This window comes from Burkholderia crassaminum (assembly GCF_964265005.1).
Taxonomy (GTDB): Bacteria; Pseudomonadota; Gammaproteobacteria; order Burkholderiales; family Burkholderiaceae; genus Burkholderia.
Genome location: NZ_OZ183799.1, coordinates 105,052 through 123,346, shown reverse-complemented (window position 1 = coordinate 123,346; position 18,295 = coordinate 105,052). Strand labels below are relative to the sequence as shown.

Genomic DNA, 18,295 nt, shown 5'->3' with positions numbered 1-18,295 from the left:
CCGCGCTTAGTGCTTGTCGTGCGCCTGGCCGAGATACACCAGCGTCAGCATCATGAAAATGAATGCCTGCAACAGAACAATCAGGATGTGGAAGATTGCCCAGACGCTGCCCGCGATCACGTGGCCAACGAAGCCGAGGAACGTTGCGTCGCCACCGAAGCTCCACATGCTGCCGAGCAGGGCGATCAACAGGAACAACAGCTCACCCGCGTACATGTTGCCGAACAGCCGCATACCGAGGGAGACGGTCTTGGCGAGATATTCGACGATGTTGAGCGCGAGGTTAGGGATCCACAGCAGCGGGTGGGCACCGAACGGGGCCGACAGCAGCTCATGCACAAAGCCGCCCGCGCCCTTGATCTTGATGCTGTAGTAGATCATCAGGACGAACACGCCGAGCGCAATGCCGAGCGTGCCGTTCAGGTCGGCCGTCGGGACGATGCGATGGTGGGAAATCACGTCCGACAGACCGAGCAGGCCGATCACGCGGCCCGGCAGGTCAACCGGGAGAAAGTCGAGGGAGTTCATCAGCGCGACCCACACGAACACCGTGAGGGCGAGCGGAGCGATGAAGGTACGATTGCCGTGGACGATGGCCTTCGACTGGTCTTCGACCATTTCGACAAGCATCTCGATTGCGCACTGGAAACGGCCCGGCACGCCCGACGTCGCCTTGCGGGCAGCCAGACGCAGCAGGACGAACGTCACGATGCCGCAAACGATCGACCAGAACAGCGTGTCGATGTTCCAGACGTGAATGTCGAAAATCGACGTCTGATGCGAGGTGGAGAAATTCTGCAAGTGGTGCGCAATGTACTCGGACGGATCCGGACCGCGCGTGCCTTCGCTAGCTGCCATATCGTTAATGCCACCCAAATTGTCGAAAATCGTTTTGCCAGTTCCGCAACACGCTATTGCGGGAACGGGCCGGTGCGGTTCATTGTCGAAACCGCACGCTGCTTGTTCCTTACCGCCAGGCCAGCGCGATCCAGTACGTCTTCAGCACGACGAGGTACGTGACGAGGAACGGCACCCAGTGCACGCCGGCCCAGCCGAACGCCACTGCAGTGAACATCCCGACCGTCAGAGCGAGCTTCAGGGCTTCGCCCATCACCCAGCTCATCACGGTGGCCGAACCACCTGCCTTCAGTCGTGCCACGAATACCGCACTGGGCACCCAGCCAATCGCTCCGCCCAGAAACGCGGATTGCGCAGCGGCGCCCGGCGACTTTGAAAACAGCCACCACGCCAGCGTTGCAACCAGGGACAGAGCCACTTGCGCGAATACCACCTTATAGGGGGTCACGCGCGAGGGCTTGCTCACGTCCGGGCCGAACAGCTTCTCGGCTTCTACCCGTGTGAGCGGAACGATGTTGTTATCCTGCTGCTCGGCATCCCAGTCATCATCGGATTCGCGCCGCTCGCCGGCCGCCGAAGCGGTGCGTTGCGTGCGCTGATCATCGTGCCTGTCGTTCGGCGCCTGACCCGCCATCGCAATCTTCCGCAAAATCCTTGAACCCGACCCCAAGCTTTCTGAAAGCTTTCAGGGGTGCCTAGCTAACAAATCCGGGCGATTGTAAGCGATAGTTGCAAGTGATTCAAGGCTTTAGACGCGACAAAAACCTGCGTAAAACGACGCCTCATCATGTGAAAAAACACGTGATTCGACGACGTACGATGACAGTTGTAAGGTCGCTTTTTGGCACCGGTATTTCTTGCCCGAAAAAATCCGGCGACGATGAAATGGCGGGGAAACGATGCCTGGTGCGGGCGCTGGCGGGACGGCACGCACGCCACCCGGAATCCACGCTGTGACGCGGCCCCGGGCCCACACCCGGAGCGACGCTCCGGACAGGTGAAACACGGCGGTCACCCAGCCGCATCGGATGCGTGAAATCCGGACCGACGCCGGCGCATCGAATCATCCAATCAGTTGTCATGCCACCACAGGTAATTGACTGTGGATTGCGGCACTTATCAACAAGCCCGCAACCAGCACGAATACTGTGCACCCTCCCCACCACCCGAACGGCACGCCTGTGCCATGCGCACCCGCATGGCTCAACCGTGAACGAGCAGCCACGCGCCGAGTGCCGCGCTTGCGAGCGCGAACGGGATTGAAACCAGGTGGAACGGCAGCCACATGCCCGGCTCCTTCGCGAGACGCACCGCGATCAGGTTCGCAAGCGAGCCGATCGCGAAACCGAAACCGCCGACCGATACGCCGAACGCGAGCGCACGCCAGTCATGCGTGAACTCCGACAGCAGGATCGCGGCCGGCACGTTGCTGATTACCTGTGACAGCAGCGCGCCGGCCGCATAGACGCGCAGCGGCGAATCGAGTTGCGCATTCGCAATCGTGTCGTGCACGACGGGCAGCGCAGCCGCCGTACGCAGCACGACGAACATCAGTACGAAGATCAGCAGCAGAAGCCAGTCGATCTTCAGGACTGCGTCACGTTTGACGGCAAGCAGTACGATCGCGACACCGACGAGACCGGGCAGCGGATGATGCGCATCGGCGAGCAGCACGAACGCGGCGAACAGCACCGCCGCGATCAGCGCGTGCATGCGTTGTACGGGCAACGCAGTAGCATCGCCGGACAGGTCGAGCGGCTTCGCGCGAAACACGCATGCGGTCAGCACGAGCAGCAGCGCCATCAGCGCGATCGCGAGCGGCCCGAGCGTGACCACGAAGCGGCCGAACGATACGCCGCTCAATTGCCACAGGAAAAGATTCTGGGGATTGCCGAGCGGCGTCGCGACGGACCCCGCGTTGACGGCCAGCGCGACGACGATCACGAGCCGCCGGAACGGCAGTGGCGTCAGCGCACGCAGCGACACCATCAACGGCACGACGACGAACAGCGCGACGTCGTTGGTGAGCCACATCGACAGCAACGCGGCGAACCCGACGAGCAGCATCGCGAGCCCGCGTTCGGAATGCACGTGATGCACGATGCGGTGCGCGAGCCACATCAGGCAGCCGGACAACTCGAGTGCCTTGGTCAGCATCAGCAGGCCTGCGAGCGTCGCGACCGTCTGCCAGTCGACGCGATCGGCCAATACGGAAAATGGTTGCGGACGCACCCATTGCAGCACGATCAGGCCAAGCACAAGGACCGACAGCACCGGCTCCTGCGCAAACCATCCGAGCCACCGGCGCGGCGCCGGTGCGCCCGTCTCCTCCATCGGCACCGCGTTACTCTTCGGTCGCGACGTTGCCGCGCAGCCGCGCGAGAATGCCCTCGAGCGCGTCGAGGCTACCGAAGTCGACCGTGATCTGCCCTCGCCCGCGGCGGCCGAGCTTGATCTTCACCGTCGACGCGAGCAGGTCGGACAACTCCTCCTCGAGACGGCGCGTATCGCGGCCGCCGTCGTCCTTCGCACGCGCCTTCACGGCCGGCACTTCCTTCGTCGTGTGCGCGACGAGCTTCTCGGTCTCACGCACCGACATGCGCTTGTTGACGACCTGATGGGCGAGCGTGATCTGCGTGGCCGCATCGACGGCGAGCAGCGCGCGCGCGTGCCCCATGTCGAGATCGCCCGCCAGCAGCATCGTCTGCACCGGCGAAGCCAGGTTCAGCAGGCGCAGCAGGTTCGACACCGCGCTGCGCGAACGGCCGACCGATTCGGCTGCCTGTTCGTGCGTGAAATCGAACTCGTCGAGCAGGCGCTGGATACCGTGCGCTTCTTCAAGCGGGTTCAGATCCTCGCGCTGGATGTTCTCGATCAGCGCCATCGCCGCGGCGGCCTGGTCGGACACATCCTTCACGAGCACCGGCACTTCATCGAGGCCCGCCAGGCGCGCCGCGCGGAAACGGCGCTCGCCTGCGATGATCTCGTATTTGTCTGATGAAATGGGCCGTACCAGGATCGGCTGCATCACGCCCTGTGCGCGAATGCTCGCCGCGAGCTCCTGCAGGCTGCCTTCGTCCATCCGCGTCCGCGGCTGGTACTTGCCGGCCTGCAGCTTGCCGAGCGCGAGCGTGTTCGGTGCCCCTTCGATCTTCACCGCTTCGGTGATATCGGCACTGCCGCCGAGCAGCGCTTCGAGGCCACGTCCCAAGCCCTTCTTCTTTGGTACCGCGTTCATGTCTTTCTTCCTCGCTTCGCTCATGTCCGGATCACGACACCTCGAACGCGCGAACGCGGTCGATCATCTCGGCACCGAACTGGAGATACGCTTGCGCACCGCGCGAACTGCGGTCGAACACGACGCCCGGCAGCCCGTAACTCGGCGCTTCCGCCAGGCGCACGTTGCGCGGAATCACCGCGTCGAACACCTTGTCGCCGAAGTGCGCTTTCAGTTGATCGGAGACTTGCTGCTGCAGCGTGATGCGCGGATCGAACATCACGCGCAGCAAGCCGATGATCTTCAGGTCGCGGTTCATGTTCGCGTGAACCTGCTTGATCGTGTTGACGAGGTCCGACAACCCCTCCAGGGCGAAGTACTCGCACTGCATCGGGATCACGACGCCATGCGCCGCGCACAGCCCGTTCAGCGTCAGCAGCGACAGCGTCGGCGGGCAATCGATCAGCACGAAATCGTAGTCGTCGGCCACGTGCTCGAGCGCGGCCTTCAGCCGGCGCTCGCGGTTGTCGATGCTGATCAGTTCGATCTCGGCACCGGACAGCTCGCGGTTCGCGGGCAGCACGTCGTAAGTGACGCCGTCCGGCCGGATGCGTGCATCGGTCACCGACACGCCGTCGACCAGCACCTCGTACACGGTCGCTTCGCAAGCAGACTTGTCGATCCCGCTGCCCATCGTCGCGTTACCCTGCGGGTCGAGATCGATCAGCAGGACTCGTTGCTCCTGCGCTGCAAGGCTTGCGGCGAGATTGACCGATGTCGTCGTCTTGCCGACGCCCCCCTTCTGGTTCGCAACGCAGAAGATCTTTGCCATCGTTGGTGTGTTCCCTTTACCTTCAAACAAAGGCGCGCTATCACGCGCCTGCCCTTCAATTCGCCTCGTCGACGGCCACTTCGATCAGATGCCGTTCGGCATCGAGCATTGGCACCGCCAGCCGTATCGTCTGCTTCACGCGGCTGCCTTCGGGCAACCGCGCAATCTCGTCCTCCGGATGAACGCCCTTCATTGCCCAGATCGATCCGCTCGGCGCGACCAGATGTCGAGCAAGTTTAACGAAGTCGGACAGATCCGCGAAAGCGCGGGATACGATCATGTCGAATTTATCCGGCACTTCGACACCCGGCTGCAGCGATTCGACCCGCCCCGTGACCACCGACAGGTTCGCGAGCTTCAGCTCCGCGCGCATCTGCGTCTGGAATGCAGACTTCTTCTGCACGATATCGTTCAGCGTGATCTGCCAATCCGGCTCGACGATCGCCAGCACGATACCGGGTAACCCGCCGCCCGAGCCGACGTCGAGCACGCGGGCCGATGCACGGCCACGCAGATGCGAGACGATGGAAAGCGAATCGAGGATGTGCTGGATCAGCATCTGCTTCGGGTCGCGGATCGCAGTCAGGTTGTAGACCGCGTTCCACTTGCCGAGCAGCGCGACGTAGTCGAGCAACTGGTTGCGTTGTGCATCCGTCAGCGTGAGGTCGAGCGCCGTCATGCCTTCGACGAGCATCTGTTCCAGTACGTCCCGATTAACCGCCGGCGCGCGACGCGCCGTCATTGTTGCGTCGGGACGGCGCCGTCCCCCTGCTCCGTTGCCGCTTCGGCAGTACCATTCCGGCGACCCAGGCCGCGGCGCTTCAGGTGCACCATCAGCAGCGAGATCGCCGCCGGCGTGACACCCGAGATACGCGACGCCTGCCCGATCGTTTCCGGCCGGAACTCGTTGAGCTTCTGGCTCACCTCGAACGACAGGCCGCGGACTTCTCGGTAATCGATACCGTCGGGCAGACGCGTGTTCTCGTTCGCATCGTTGCGTTCGATCTCCGATGCCTGGCGCTCGATATAGCCCTGATACTTGATGCCGATCTCGACCTGCTCCTTGATCTGCTCGAGCAGCACCGGATCGTCGGCCAGCGGCTCCGCGGGGCCGCATTCGCCGCCCTTCAGTCCGCACACGCCGTCGTAGCTGATACCCGGACGGCGCAGCAGCTCGGCGAGGCTGTATTCGTGGTCGATCGCCTTGCCGAGGAGCGCGGTCGCTTCTTCCGGCGGCAACGTCTTCGGCGTGACCCACGTCGACTTCAGGCGTTCGGTTTCACGTGAAACAGCGTCGCGTTTCCGGCCGAACGCATCCCAGCGCGCGTCGTCGACGAGCCCCAGTTCGCGGCCAACCTCGGTCAGGCGCATGTCGGCATTGTCTTCACGCAGGCTGAGGCGATACTCGGCGCGGCTCGTGAACATCCGGTACGGCTCGGCCACCCCACGCGTCACGAGATCGTCGACCAGCACGCCAAGGTAGGCCTGGTCACGGCGCGGGCACCATGCGTCCTTCTCCTGCACGTAGCGGCCAGCATTGAGACCGGCCAGCAGACCCTGAGCGGCCGCTTCTTCATAGCCGGTCGTCCCGTTGATCTGGCCCGCAAAAAACAGCCCGTTGATCGCCTTCGTTTCGAGCGACGCCTTCAGCGCGCGCGGGTCGAAGTAGTCGTACTCGATCGCATAGCCGGGACGCAGGATATGCGCGTTCTCGAGGCCGAGCATCGAGTGCACGAGCTCGAGCTGGACGTCGAACGGCAGGCTCGTCGAGATCCCGTTCGGGTAGAACTCGTTGGTCGTCAGCCCTTCCGGCTCCAGGAAGATCTGGTGCGATTCCTTCGACGCGAACCGGTGAATCTTGTCCTCGATCGACGGGCAATAGCGCGGCCCGACGCCTTCGATCACGCCTGTATACATAGGCGAACGGTCGAGGCCGCCGCGAATGATGTCGTGCGTGCGCTCGTTCGTGTGCGTGACCCAGCACGGCAGCTGCTGCGGATGCTGCTCAGCGCGACCGAGGAACGAGAAGACGGGGATCGGATCGAGATCGCCCGGCTGTTCGGCCAGTTTCGAGAAATCGATCGAACGGCCATCGATACGCGGCGGCGTACCGGTCTTCAGGCGCCCCTGCGGTAGCTTCAGCTCCTTCAGGCGCGACGACAGCGACACGGCCGCCGGATCGCCCGCACGGCCGCCCGTGTAGTTGTTCAGGCCGACGTGGATCTTGCCGTCGAGGAACGTCCCGGCGGTCAGCACGACCGCACGAGCGCGGAAGCGGATGCCGATCTGCGTGACGGCGCCCACCACGCGATCGCCTTCGACCATCAGGTCGTCGACGGCCTGCTGGAACAGCCAGAGGTTCGGCTGATTCTCGAGCCGGTGGCGGATCGCAGCCTTGTACAGGATGCGATCGGCCTGCGCACGCGTCGCGCGCACGGCCGGGCCCTTCGACGAATTGAGGATCCGGAACTGAATACCGCTCTCGTCGGTCGCGGCTGCCATTGCGCCACCCAGCGCATCGACTTCCTTGACCAGATGGCCCTTGCCAATGCCGCCGATCGACGGATTGCAGCTCATCTGCCCAAGCGTTTCGATGTTGTGGGTCAGCAGCAGTGTCTTTGCGCCCATGCGGGCGGACGCCAGCGCGGCTTCCGTGCCGGCATGACCGCCACCGACGACGATGACGTCAAATTCTGTGGGAAAAAGCATGGTGGATTCCGTACGCAGGACTGCGCACGAACCTATCTGAGAAATGTATGGGGCGAATTATAGCGGGTTCGCTTTTCACCCGAAGGCCGTCCGAATGGTAGGGTCTGTGCATTTCGACGATTTTTCTGTGATCGGCCGATGAATCCATGGCGCAGAGCCTGCTCCAGCAATGCTTTCGGCCTGCCGGCAGCACATCGTTGCGCCTGTGCAAAGATTCGCTTGCCGGGAAGTTCCACGTGGAACAGATACCCATTCGATGCCTGGGCCCCGCACGACAACACGAACGAGACACTCTGTGTAACCGCGCCCACCCTCTTCCCCACAGATTTTCCGACGGTTCGCCCGACACTTATCCCCTGTGACCTGGCGCATCCTCGTTCTGTGGAACAAGCGGCAGCCCTCCGTGAACGATGCTTCGAGCCGTCATCCGCACCGAGGACGCCTCGAATAGCGTTATTACACAGAACTTCCGACTGTTTCTCTGGCACTTATCCCCCGGTCACTACAATGCCCGAGCCCCGCACGACAACCCGGACGGGACATCCTGTGCAACCGTGCCCACTCTCTTCTCCACAGAATTTCCGCCGGTTAGCCCGCCACTTATCCCCTGTGACCCAGCACATCCTCGGCCTGTGGAACAAGCGGCACCCCTCCGCGAACGATGCGCCGGGCCGTCATCCGCGCCGAGGGCGCCTCGACCAGCGCTATTACACAGAACTTCCGACTGTTTCTCTGGCACTTATCCCCCGGTCACTACAATGCCTGTGCACCGCACGACAACCCGGACGGAACATCCTGTGCAACCGTGCCCGCCCTCTTCCCCACAGATTTTCCGACGGTTCGCCCGACACTTACCCCCTGTGACCTGGCGCATCCTCGTTCTGTGGAGCAAGCGGCAGCCCTCCGTGAACGATGCGTCGGGCCGTCATCCGAGCCGAGGGCGCCTCGACCAGCGCTATTACACAGAACATCCGACCGTTTCTCTGGCACTTATCCCCCGGTCACTACAATGCCCGTGCCCCGCACGACAACCCGGACGGAACATCCTGTGCAACGGTGCCCCCCCTCTTCCCCGCAGATTTTCCGACGGCTCACCCGGCACTTCTCCCGTGTGACCCGGCACATCCTCGTTCTGCGGAACAAGTGGCAGCCCTCCACGAACGATGCTTCGAACCGTCATCCGCGCTGTGAGCGCCCCGCCCATCGCTATTGCACAGAACTTCAGACTGCTTCCCTGGCACTTATCCCCTAGCCACCAGCCGTCGTGTATCGGCACCCCAAAAACAAAAACGGCGTGTTTCACGTGAAACACGCCGCCCGTTCCCCGCCAACCGCGCACCGATCAGGCCGTTTTCTTCGCCAACCCAAGGTACGTTTCGATCACGCGCGGATTCTGCGCGAGTTCGACCGCCGGCCCTTCCAGCGCAAACTCGCCTGTCTCCAGCACATAGCCGTAGTCGGAGATCTGCAGTGCAGCCCGTGCGTTCTGCTCGATCAGCAGCGTCGCCACGCCGGTCCCGCGCAACGCGCTGATGATATGAAAGATCTCCTTCACGATCAGTGGCGCCAGCCCGAGGCTCGGCTCGTCGAGCATCAGCAGGTCAGGCTTGCCCATCAGCGCTCGGCCAACTGCAAGCATCTGCCGTTCGCCGCCGGATAGCGTGCCAGCCGCCTGCTTGCGGCGCTCCTTCAGTCGCGGAAACAGTGCAAACACATGATCGAGCTGGTCGAGGAAGTTCGCTTCACCGGCCTGCTTGCGCCGATACGCACCCAATACGAGGTTGTCTTCGACGGTCATCGTGCTGAACAGCTCTCGCTTTTCCGGTACGAGGCACATCCCACGCGCGACGCGCTGCTCGACCGGCAATGCACCGACGTCGTGGCCGCGGTACACGACCGCGCCCGACGCATGCCCGGTTACCGGCAACGCGCCCATGATCGCGTTCAGCAGCGTCGATTTTCCGGCTCCATTCGGGCCGATCACGCTGACGATCTGTCCCGCACCAACCTTGATCGCCGCGCCGTGCAGCGCCTCCACCTTCCCGTACCGGACTGCCAGCCCGCGTACTTCGAGAATCGGCATCGTCGTGTCCGTCATCACTCCACCCCGCCCAGATACGCTTCCAGCACCGCCGGATCCTGCTGCACGTCCTGCGGCAGCCCTTCCGCGATCCGTGTGCCGAACTCCATCACCACCAAACGGTCGGTGAGATTCATCACGAAATCCATGTCGTGTTCCACGAGCAACACGCTCATGCCTTCCGCCTTCAGCCGCCTCAGCAGGTCGGCGAGTTGCTGCTTCTCCTGGTAACGCAGCCCGGCGGCCGGTTCGTCGAGCAGTAGCAGCGTCGGATCGCAGCACAGCGCCCGCGCGATTTCGAGAATCCGCTGCTGGCCCAACGCGAGACTGCCCGCTTCGTCGTACATGTGCTTTTCGAGCCCGACGCGGCGGATCTGGCGTGCGGCCTCGGCCAGCAACTGCGCTTCCTCATGTGCATTGAGCCGCGCGACGCTGCGCCACACGCCCGTACGGCCGCGCAGGTGTGCACCGATCGCGACGTTCTCGAGCACCGTCATCGCCGGCAACAGCTTCACGTGCTGGAACGTCCGGCCGATGCCGCGGCGGACGATCTGGCGCGATGTGAGCCCGTCGATGCGCTCGCCACGGAACGTGATCGTGCCGCCCGTCGGCTTCAGCACACCCGTCACGAGGTTGAACGTGGTCGACTTGCCGGCACCGTTCGGGCCGATCAGCCCGATGATCTGCCCCGCCTTCACGTCGAAGCTGACGTCGTTGACGGCCACGAGCCCGCCGAACTGCTTGCGCGCGTTGTCGACGACGAGCAGCGGCTCGCCGGCCGTCGGCTTCGCGCGCTGCGGCAACGGCTCAGCGTGCTCGGGCACATGCGCGCGCGGCCCGCGCGGGAACAGCCTCGCGACGAACGGCCACACGCCCTGGCGTGCGTACTGCAGCAGCAGCACCATCAGCACGCCGAACACGATGATCTCGAAGTTGCCTTCCGAGCCGAGCAGCTTCGGCAGCAGCGTCTGCAGGTAGTCCTGCAGCACGGTCAGGATCGCCGCGCCGAGCACCGCGCCCCACACGTGCGCCACGCCGCCGACCACGGCCATGAACAGGAACTCGATCCCGTGATTCAGCCCGAACGGCGTCGGGTTCACCGCGCGCTGCAGGTGTGCGTACAGGAAGCCCGATACGGCCGCGAGCACGGCCGCATAGACGAAGATCACGACGCGCATCCACGCGGTATTCACGCCCATCGCCTCGGCCATCACGCCGCCGCCGCGCAGCGCGCGGATCGCACGGCCCGGGCGGCTGTTCAGCAGGTTCTGCACCGACACGATCGCGGCCAGCACGACGGCCCAGATCAGGAAATACAGGCTGCGGCCGCTTTCGAGTTCGATACCGAACAGGTTCAGCGCCGGAATCCCGTTGATCCCGTCGTACTTGCCGAGCAGTTCGAGGTTGCCGAACAGGTAGAACAGCGCAAGGCCCCACGCGATCGTGCCGAGCGGCAGGAAGTGGCCGGACAGCCGCATCGTGACCGCGCCGAGCACGAGCGCGACGAGCGCCGTCAGCACGACGCCGACGATCAGCGCGAGCCACGGCGACACGCCGTATCGCGTCGTCAGGAACGCGGTCGCATACGCGCCGATGCCGACGAACGCGGCCTGCCCGAAGCTCGTCATCCCGCCGACGCCCGTCAGCAGCACGAGCCCGATCGCGACGATCGCGTAGAGGCCGATGTAGTTCAGCAGCGTGATCCAGTATTCAGGCACCTGCAGCGCACCAGGCAGCACCGGCAGCGCGAACAGCACCACGAGAAACACCCAGAAGGTCTTGTTGCGTACCATCGTCTTCATCGTGTCACTCCTCTTCCTCTTCCACGTGCGGCGTGGCGAAGCTCCGCCACAGCAGCACCGGAATGATCAGCGTGAACACGATCACCTCCTTGTATGCGCTCGCCCAGAACGACGAATACGATTCGAGCACGCCGACGAGCAGCGAGCCGGCGGCCGCAAGCGGATAGCTGACGAGCCCGCCGATGATCGCGCCGACGAAACCCTTCAGGCCGATCAGGAAGCCGGAGTCGTAGTAGATCGTCGTCAGCGGGCCGACGAGGATCCCGGACAGCACGCCGAGCCCTGCCGCGAACGTGAACGCGAGCCGCCCTGCCTCGGTCGTGCCGATGCCGACGAGCCGCGCGCCGAGCCGGTTCACCGACGTCGCGCGCAGCGCCTTGCCGGCGATCGTGCGGCCGAAGTACACGTAGAGCGCACCGATCAGCACGAGCGCCGTCACGACAACCAGGATGCTCTGCACCGACACGGTCATGCTGCCGATCGACAGCGACGCATCCGAGAACCCGTTGGTGCGCGAGCCTTCCGCGCCGAACATCACGAGCCCGAGGCCGACCATCGCGAAGTGGACGGCGACCGACACGATCAGCAGCAGCAGCGTCGTGCCTTCGGCGATCGGCTGGTACACGAGCCGGTAGATGAACGGCCCCATCGGTACGACGATCGCGAGCGTCAGCGCGATCTGCGCGAGCATCGGCAGCGGCTGCGCGGCAAAGCTGCGCGTAATCGCGAACACCGCGAGCGGCAGCAGGATGTAGCGGCTGCCGAGCGTCGCGAGCGTGCGGCCGAGCTGATGGCGGCGTTCGCGATGCCGGACCAGGCCGCCGACTTCGAGCAGGAAGCACGCGATGCCCATCACGAACAGCAGCCAGCAGGTGGCAGGAAATTTCTGCGCCTGCAACGCGGCAAGCGTCAGCGCACCGTAGGCGACGAATTCGCCCTGAGGAATGAAGATCACCCGCGTGACGGAAAACACCAGGACGAGCGCCAGCGATAACAATGCATAAATGGCGCCGGTCGTAATGCCGTCTTGCGCGAGGATCGCCGCAATCGAGAGATCCATACGTTTCGTGTGTCGAGAATGCTGCGGAGAAACGAAAGACGGGAACGGCCGGAGCGCATGAACAGCAAGATCGGAGCGCCACACGGCGGGCCCCGGTGGTTCCATGCGGCACGGGCGCGGCCCGTCAGGCCCGGCGCCCTGCCGACGGCGCGCACGGCGCTGTTCGCGCCGCACCCGCCGGTTTCACGTGATGCTTACTCGGCCTGCAGCTTCCACTTGCCGTCGACGATCTGCACCATCACGCGCGCACGCGTGTCGAAGCCGTTGTGATCGGTCGACGTCATGTTGATCACGCCGTGCGACACGGGCAGATCCTTCACGTTTTCGAGCGACGCGCGCAGCGCTTCGCGGAACGCTTCGGTGCCCGGCTGGCCCTTCTTCAGCGCCTCGGGAATCGCACGCTGCAGCAGCAGCCCCGCATCCCACGCATGGCCGCCGAACGTCGCCAGCGAGCCCGCGCCGTAGGCCTTCTCGTACGCGGCCTTGTAGCCGAGCGCCGGCTTCTTCACCGGATTCGAATCGGGCAGCTGGTCGGTCACGAGCACCGGGCCGGCCGGCAGGATCTCGCCTTCGCAATCCTTGCCGCATACCCGCAGGAAGTCGTTGTTTGCAACGCCGTGCGTCTGGTACACCTTGCCCTTGTAGCCGCGCTCCTTCAGCGTCTTGGCCGGCAGTGCCGCCGGCGTGCCCGAGCCGGCGATCAGCACCGCATCGGGATTCGAGCCCATCAGCTTCAGCACCTGCCCCATCACCGACGCGTCGGTACGGTTGAAGCGCTCGTTCGACACGACCTTCAGGCCGTTCTTCGCGGCCGCCGCGTTGAACGTGTTGTACCAGCTGTCGCCGTACGCATCGGCGAAGCCGATGAAGCCGACCGTCTTCACGCCGTGCTTCGCCATGTAGCCGGCGATCGCATCGGCCATCAACTGGTCGTTCTGCGGCACCTTGAACATCCATGCGCGCTTCGCATCCATCGGCGCGATGATCTGCGCGCTCGCCGCGAGCGAGATCGTCGGCGTCTTGCCCTGCGACACGGGGTCGAGCATCGCGAGCGAGTTCGGCGTGACGGACGACCCGATGATCGCGTCGACGTGATCTTCATCGATCAGCTTGCGCACGTTCTGCACCGCGCGACTCGTGTCGGATGCGTCGTCGAGCACGATGTACTGCACGCTCTTGCCCGCGATTTCCTTCGGCAGCAGTGCGATCGTGTTCTTTTCCGGAATCCCGAGCGACGCAGCCGGCCCGGTGGCCGACAGCGTCACACCGATCTTCACCTGCGCCGACGCCGTGGCCGCCGCGCACACCAGGCCCGCGGCAAGCACGGCCTCCATCCATCGATTCATCTTCATCTACGTTGTCTCCAAACGCTGCTCGAAAAAGCCACGGGTCGCTCGGGCGGCTCCCGGTCCCCAAAACAAGTTAATAATTTAACTATCTCGCCTTGCCACGCCTACGCTCGTTTTCCCGTGAAACACCGGTACCGCAATCGCGCCCCGGCGATAGCGCGCACCCACGCGCCGCAGCGCGTTCCGAAACGGTCGTTCGACCGCCACGATGCGCGGCAGCAATGTCGTCAGGATGAAGAGAACGGAGAAAGGTAGCGCTACGCGAGACGCGATCGATGCGGACGCAACGATCGCCGGAAGGTCGGGCCGAGCCTGCTTCGGCTCCGCACGCGGGCGGTGAGAGATCGGAAAAGCGGCCGCTCATGCGAATGCAAATGCGAACGACGCGTCGGATGCGAACGCAACGACCGGACAGACCACCGTGCCGGCAAATTGCATCGGAACGCGCATGCCGGTCACAGGACGGCTCGTGAAAGCCTGGGCATACCCAGGCCCCTCCGCCCCCGAACGAGCGGCGCCAGCCGCCCCTCGTACCCCGATCCTTCGTCCCGCGCTTCTCATCCAACCGTACTCCCTCTTCTGCATTGTGCTTGTAGGAGAACTGCCGACCGTTTCCCCGACCGCACGGTCGGCGAAAGCTGAGTGTAACGGACGCTTTTTGCGCACGCCAACCGGGTAAGCCCGGACGGACGGCATGCACACGGCTGCGCGCCGACTGCGATCGACTGGCAGGAAGGGACGAAATCGGGGGGACGGGATGACGCGCGAGTGACGCGAGGCAGAATACGGGCGCGCGGAACGCGGCGCCGCTCGCCTGCACCATCGATGAAAATTCGCGCACCAAATGAAAAAGCGCTGTTGGATTCCGTCCAACAGCGCTTTGGGGTCCGGGCACTTTGTGCCTCGATTGTCTCCTCGTTCTCCACCTGCAAATTCGTTTCGCGGTGCATCAGAACTGAGACGAAGATTAAATTACCTTTCACACTGCGACAACTTAGCATTTACCCCTATGGTGCATCGCCGCACGAAAATGGGGCAGCAGCCAGCCGCGCGGTGCCGGCCCGAGCCCGCTGCGACGCGCTTCCGGAGCATGCCGGATGGTGCTTCGCATCAACGCCGGGTGACGCGCGCCGCACGCATTCAGGACGCCCTGAGCGGCTTGATCCGCGCGACCATTTCGCCGACGATGCCGCGCCGGAATGCGAGCACGCACGCGATGAAGATCAGCCCCGTGACGATCGTCGCCGATTCGCCGAGCGAATGGAACCACGCGACGCCCGTCGTCGATGCGAGCCATTCGCCGATGTCGCCGAGCCGGTCCTCCAGCGCGACGATCAGCGCCGCGCCCAGCAGCGGCCCGAACAGCGTGCCCATCCCGCCGACGAGCGTCATCAGCACGACGAGGCCCGACATCGTCCAGTACGCGTCCGACAGCGTCTCGAAGCCGAGCACGAGCACCTTCAGCGAGCCGGCCAGCCCCGCGATGCCCGCCGACAGGATGAACGCGAGCAGCTTGAAGCGGTCGGTGTCGTAGCCGAGCGAGATCGCGCGCGCTTCGTTCTCCTTGATCGCGACGAGCACCTGGCCGAACGGCGAATGAACGACCCGCACGATGAACGCGCACGCGGCGACCACCACCGCCAGCACGACGTAGTACAGCGCGACGTCGTTCGACAGGTCGAGCAGCCCGAACAGGTGGCCGCGCGGCACGCCCTGCAGCCCGTCCTCGCCGTGCGTGAACGGCGCCTGCAGGTAGATGAAGTAGACCATCTGCGCGAACGCGAGCGTGATCATCGCGAAGTAGATGCCCTGCCGGCGGATCGCGAACAGCCCGACGACGAGCCCGAGCAGCGTCGCGGCAACGGTACCGACGAGCACCCCGAGCTCCGGCGTGAAGCCGAGCGTCTGCATCGAATAACCGGTCGCATAGCCGGCGGTCGCGAGAAACATCGCATGGCCGAACGACAGCAGCCCCGTATAGCCGATCAGCAGGTTGAACGCGGCCGCGAACAGCGCGAACGTGAGCACCTTCATCACGAACACCGGATACGCGCCGATGAACGGCGCGGCAAGCAGTGCGGCGAGCAGCACGCCGTAGAGCACTTTTCTCTGCATCATTTTTCCTTGCCGAAGAGGCCCGCCGGGCGGAACAGCAGCACGATCGCCATGATCACGAACACGACGGTGGCCGACGCTTCGGGGTAGAACACGCGCGTGAAGCCCTCGATCACGCCGAGCAGCAGGCCCGTGACGATCGAGCCGAGGATCGAGCCCATCCCGCCGATCACGACCACCGCGAACACGGTGATGATCATCGGCTGGCCCATCAGCGGCGACACCTGGATTACCGGCGCGGCCAGCACACCCGCGAACGCGGCGAGCGCGACGCCGAAGCCGTAGGTGAGCGTGATCATCATCGGCACGTTCACGCCGAATGCCTCGACGAGCTTCGGGTTCTCGGTGCCCGCGCGCAGGTAGGCGCCGAGGCGCGTCTTCTCGATCACGAACCACGTCGCGAGACACACCGCGAGCGACGCGACGACCACCCATGCGCGGTAGTTCGGCAGGAACATGAAACCGAGGTTGGTGGCGCCGGACAGCTGCGACGGCACGTCGTACGGCTGGCCGGACGAGCCGTAGATCGACCGGAACACGCCTTCGACGACCAGCGTGAGCCCGAACGTGAGCAGCAGCCCGTACAGGTGATCGAGCTTGTACAGCCAGCGCAGCATCGAGCGTTCGATCAGGATCCCGAACGCGCCGACCACCAGCGGCGCGATCACGAGCATCGCCCAGTACGGCAGCCCGAAGTACGACAGGCCCATCCACGCGAGCATCGCGCCCAGCATGAACAGCGCGCCGTGCGCGAAGTTGATCACGTTGAGCAGCCCGAAGATCACCGCGAGCCCGAGGCTCAGGATCGCGTAGAACGAGCCGTTGACGAGCCCGAGCAGCAACTGGCTCAGCATCGCCGGTAACGGAATGCCAAAGATTTCCATCGACTTAGCCGTCAGTATGAGTTTCGTTGCGTGCGCAACTTTCGTGGGACGCGCACGCGGGCGGCGCAGCGGGGCACATCGCTGCGGTCGCCACCGTGCGGCGCGCCTGCGCGCGCCGCTACGCCGCGCTTACTTCCAAAGCGCGCAGCGCGTTTCCTGCTTGGTCCCGAACGCCTGTTCGCCCGGAATCGTCGCGAGCACCTTGTAGTAGTCCCACGGCTCCTTCGATTCCGACGGCTTCTTCACTTCCATCAGGTACATGTCGTGGATCATGCTGCCGTCCGTACGGATGTAGCCCTTCGCGTAGAAGTCGTTGATCTTGATCTTCTTCAGCTCGGCCATCACCTTGTCGGAGTCGGTCGTACCGGCAGCCTGGACGGCCTTCAGGTAAGTCGTCACCGACGAGTAGTCGGCCGCCTGCAGGCTCGACGGCATCTTCTTCATCTTGCCGAAGTAGCGCTGCGCCCACTGGCGCGACGCGGCATCGCGGTTCCAGTACCAGCTGTCGGTCAGCACGAGGCCCTGCGTCGTCTCGAGGCCGAGGCTGTGCACGTCGTCGATGAACATCAGCAGCGCGGCGAGCTTCATCGTCTTCGTGATGCCGAACTCCTTCGCGGCCTTGATCGCGTTGATCGTGTCGCCGCCCGCGTTCGCGAGGCCGAGGATCTGCGCCTTCGACGCCTGCGCCTGCAGCAGGAACGACGAGAAATCCGACGCGGACAGCGGGTGACGCACCGTGCCGAGCACCTGGCCGCCGTTCGCCTTCACGACATCCGACGTGTTCTTCTCGAGCGCCTTGCCGAACGCGTAGTCGGCGGTCAGGAAGAACCACGACTTGCCGCCCTGCTTCACCACCGCCGAACCGGTGCCCTTCGCGAGCGCCATCGTGTCGTACGCGTAGTGGACCGTGTACGGCGTGCACTGTTCGTTCGTCAGCGTGTCGGCGCCTGCGCCGATGTTGATGTAGACCTTCTTCTTCTCGCCCGCGACCTGGTTCATCGACAGCGCGGTGGCGGAGTTCGTGCCGCCGACCAGCAGGTCGAGCCCGCCGCGGTCCATCCATTCGCGCGCCTTCGACGCGGCGATGTCGGCCTTGTTCTGGTGATCGGCATAGACGACCTCGATCGGCTTGCCGAGCACCTTGCCGCCGAAATCGGCGACCGCCATGCGGATCGCCTCGAGGCCGCCCTGCCCGTCGATATCCGCGTAAAGCCCCGACATGTCGGTGATGAAGCCGATCTTCACGGTATCCGCGGCTTGCGCGGCGCCGGCGGTGAACGCGGCGCTCGCGAGCGCGAGACAGGCGTGTGCGAGGGTCTTCATTTTCATGGACGTCTCCTGTTGTTCTGATGCGTTGTGGTTATTCGAGGCCGCCACGGCTAGCGGCAA

Annotated in this window: 14 protein-coding genes; all 14 read right to left on the bottom strand. The window is 64.3% G+C overall.

Annotation, left to right across the window (positions count from 1 at the left end; all coding sequences use genetic code 11):
* Positions 1-6: 6 nt before the first annotated feature.
* On the bottom strand, positions 7-858 hold the full coding sequence (gene atpB, locus ACPTTF_RS00515; protein ID WP_166963899.1) for a F0F1 ATP synthase subunit A: 852 nt from the start codon (positions 856-858) through the stop codon (positions 7-9).
* 109 nt (positions 859-967) lie between these two features.
* Positions 968-1,492: an ATP synthase subunit I gene (locus ACPTTF_RS00510; protein ID WP_423369980.1), complete on the bottom strand. Its 525-nt coding sequence runs from the start codon at positions 1,490-1,492 to the stop codon at positions 968-970.
* A 569-nt stretch (positions 1,493-2,061) separates the two neighbouring features.
* Positions 2,062-3,192, bottom strand: a complete 1,131-nt coding sequence (locus tag ACPTTF_RS00505) for an SLC13 family permease (RefSeq protein ID WP_423371832.1) — start codon at positions 3,190-3,192, stop codon at positions 2,062-2,064.
* 10 nt (positions 3,193-3,202) lie between these two features.
* Entirely contained in the window at positions 3,203-4,096 is an 894-nt protein-coding gene (locus tag ACPTTF_RS00500; protein WP_423369979.1) for a ParB/RepB/Spo0J family partition protein, read from the bottom strand.
* Between the two features lie 31 nt (positions 4,097-4,127).
* Complete coding sequence (locus tag ACPTTF_RS00495) at positions 4,128-4,907, bottom strand: ParA family protein (RefSeq protein ID WP_166963905.1); 780 nt, start codon at positions 4,905-4,907, stop codon at positions 4,128-4,130.
* Positions 4,908-4,962: 55 nt separating this feature from the next.
* A complete protein-coding gene (gene rsmG, locus ACPTTF_RS00490) occupies positions 4,963-5,649 on the bottom strand; it encodes a 16S rRNA (guanine(527)-N(7))-methyltransferase RsmG (protein WP_423369978.1) in 687 nt (228 codons plus the stop codon).
* Positions 5,646-7,616: a tRNA uridine-5-carboxymethylaminomethyl(34) synthesis enzyme MnmG gene (mnmG, locus tag ACPTTF_RS00485; RefSeq protein ID WP_423369977.1), complete on the bottom strand. Its 1,971-nt coding sequence runs from the start codon at positions 7,614-7,616 to the stop codon at positions 5,646-5,648. Before mnmG ends, rsmG begins: the two co-directional genes overlap by 4 nt.
* Positions 7,617-8,958: 1,342 nt before the next feature.
* Positions 8,959-9,714 carry an ABC transporter ATP-binding protein gene (locus ACPTTF_RS00480; protein WP_423369976.1) on the bottom strand — a complete coding sequence of 252 codons (756 nt, stop codon included), beginning with the start codon at positions 9,712-9,714 and terminating at the stop codon, positions 8,959-8,961.
* The gene (locus tag ACPTTF_RS00475) at positions 9,714-11,498 is read right to left on the bottom strand and encodes an ABC transporter permease subunit (protein WP_423369975.1); all 1,785 of its coding nucleotides are present in this window, start codon (positions 11,496-11,498) and stop codon (positions 9,714-9,716) included. Before ACPTTF_RS00475 ends, ACPTTF_RS00480 begins: the two co-directional genes overlap by 1 nt.
* A 4-nt stretch (positions 11,499-11,502) precedes the next feature.
* Positions 11,503-12,558, bottom strand: coding sequence for a branched-chain amino acid ABC transporter permease (locus tag ACPTTF_RS00470; protein WP_423369974.1), 1,056 nt, complete (start codon positions 12,556-12,558; stop codon positions 11,503-11,505).
* A 194-nt stretch (positions 12,559-12,752) separates the two neighbouring features.
* A complete protein-coding gene (locus ACPTTF_RS00465; protein WP_423369973.1) occupies positions 12,753-13,910 on the bottom strand; it encodes an ABC transporter substrate-binding protein in 1,158 nt (385 codons plus the stop codon).
* A 1,137-nt stretch (positions 13,911-15,047) separates the two neighbouring features.
* Positions 15,048-16,022, bottom strand: coding sequence for a branched-chain amino acid ABC transporter permease (locus ACPTTF_RS00460; protein WP_039351467.1), 975 nt, complete (start codon positions 16,020-16,022; stop codon positions 15,048-15,050).
* Positions 16,022-16,906: a branched-chain amino acid ABC transporter permease gene (locus ACPTTF_RS00455; RefSeq protein WP_011350508.1), complete on the bottom strand. Its 885-nt coding sequence runs from the start codon at positions 16,904-16,906 to the stop codon at positions 16,022-16,024. Before ACPTTF_RS00455 ends, ACPTTF_RS00460 begins: the two co-directional genes overlap by 1 nt.
* A gap of 129 nt (positions 16,907-17,035) precedes the next feature.
* Positions 17,036-18,235: an ABC transporter substrate-binding protein gene (locus ACPTTF_RS00450; protein WP_166963917.1), complete on the bottom strand. Its 1,200-nt coding sequence runs from the start codon at positions 18,233-18,235 to the stop codon at positions 17,036-17,038.
* Positions 18,236-18,295: the final 60 nt, after the last annotated feature.

Coding starts and splice junctions, on each gene's coding strand:
- atpB (WP_166963899.1), bottom strand. CDS start 858: ATGGCAGCTAGCGAAGGCACGCGCGGTCCGGATCCGTCCGAGTACATT.
- ACPTTF_RS00510 (WP_423369980.1), bottom strand. CDS start 1,492: ATGGCGGGTCAGGCGCCGAACGACAGGCACGATGATCAGCGCACGCAA.
- ACPTTF_RS00505 (WP_423371832.1), bottom strand. CDS start 3,192: ATGGAGGAGACGGGCGCACCGGCGCCGCGCCGGTGGCTCGGATGGTTT.
- ACPTTF_RS00500 (WP_423369979.1), bottom strand. CDS start 4,096: ATGAACGCGGTACCAAAGAAGAAGGGCTTGGGACGTGGCCTCGAAGCG.
- ACPTTF_RS00495 (WP_166963905.1), bottom strand. CDS start 4,907: ATGGCAAAGATCTTCTGCGTTGCGAACCAGAAGGGGGGCGTCGGCAAG.
- rsmG (WP_423369978.1), bottom strand. CDS start 5,649: ATGACGGCGCGTCGCGCGCCGGCGGTTAATCGGGACGTACTGGAACAG.
- mnmG (WP_423369977.1), bottom strand. CDS start 7,616: ATGCTTTTTCCCACAGAATTTGACGTCATCGTCGTCGGTGGCGGTCAT.
- ACPTTF_RS00480 (WP_423369976.1), bottom strand. CDS start 9,714: ATGACGGACACGACGATGCCGATTCTCGAAGTACGCGGGCTGGCAGTC.
- ACPTTF_RS00475 (WP_423369975.1), bottom strand. CDS start 11,498: ATGAAGACGATGGTACGCAACAAGACCTTCTGGGTGTTTCTCGTGGTG.
- ACPTTF_RS00470 (WP_423369974.1), bottom strand. CDS start 12,558: ATGGATCTCTCGATTGCGGCGATCCTCGCGCAAGACGGCATTACGACC.
- ACPTTF_RS00465 (WP_423369973.1), bottom strand. CDS start 13,910: ATGAAGATGAATCGATGGATGGAGGCCGTGCTTGCCGCGGGCCTGGTG.
- ACPTTF_RS00460 (WP_039351467.1), bottom strand. CDS start 16,022: ATGCAGAGAAAAGTGCTCTACGGCGTGCTGCTCGCCGCACTGCTTGCC.
- ACPTTF_RS00455 (WP_011350508.1), bottom strand. CDS start 16,906: ATGGAAATCTTTGGCATTCCGTTACCGGCGATGCTGAGCCAGTTGCTG.
- ACPTTF_RS00450 (WP_166963917.1), bottom strand. CDS start 18,235: ATGAAAATGAAGACCCTCGCACACGCCTGTCTCGCGCTCGCGAGCGCC.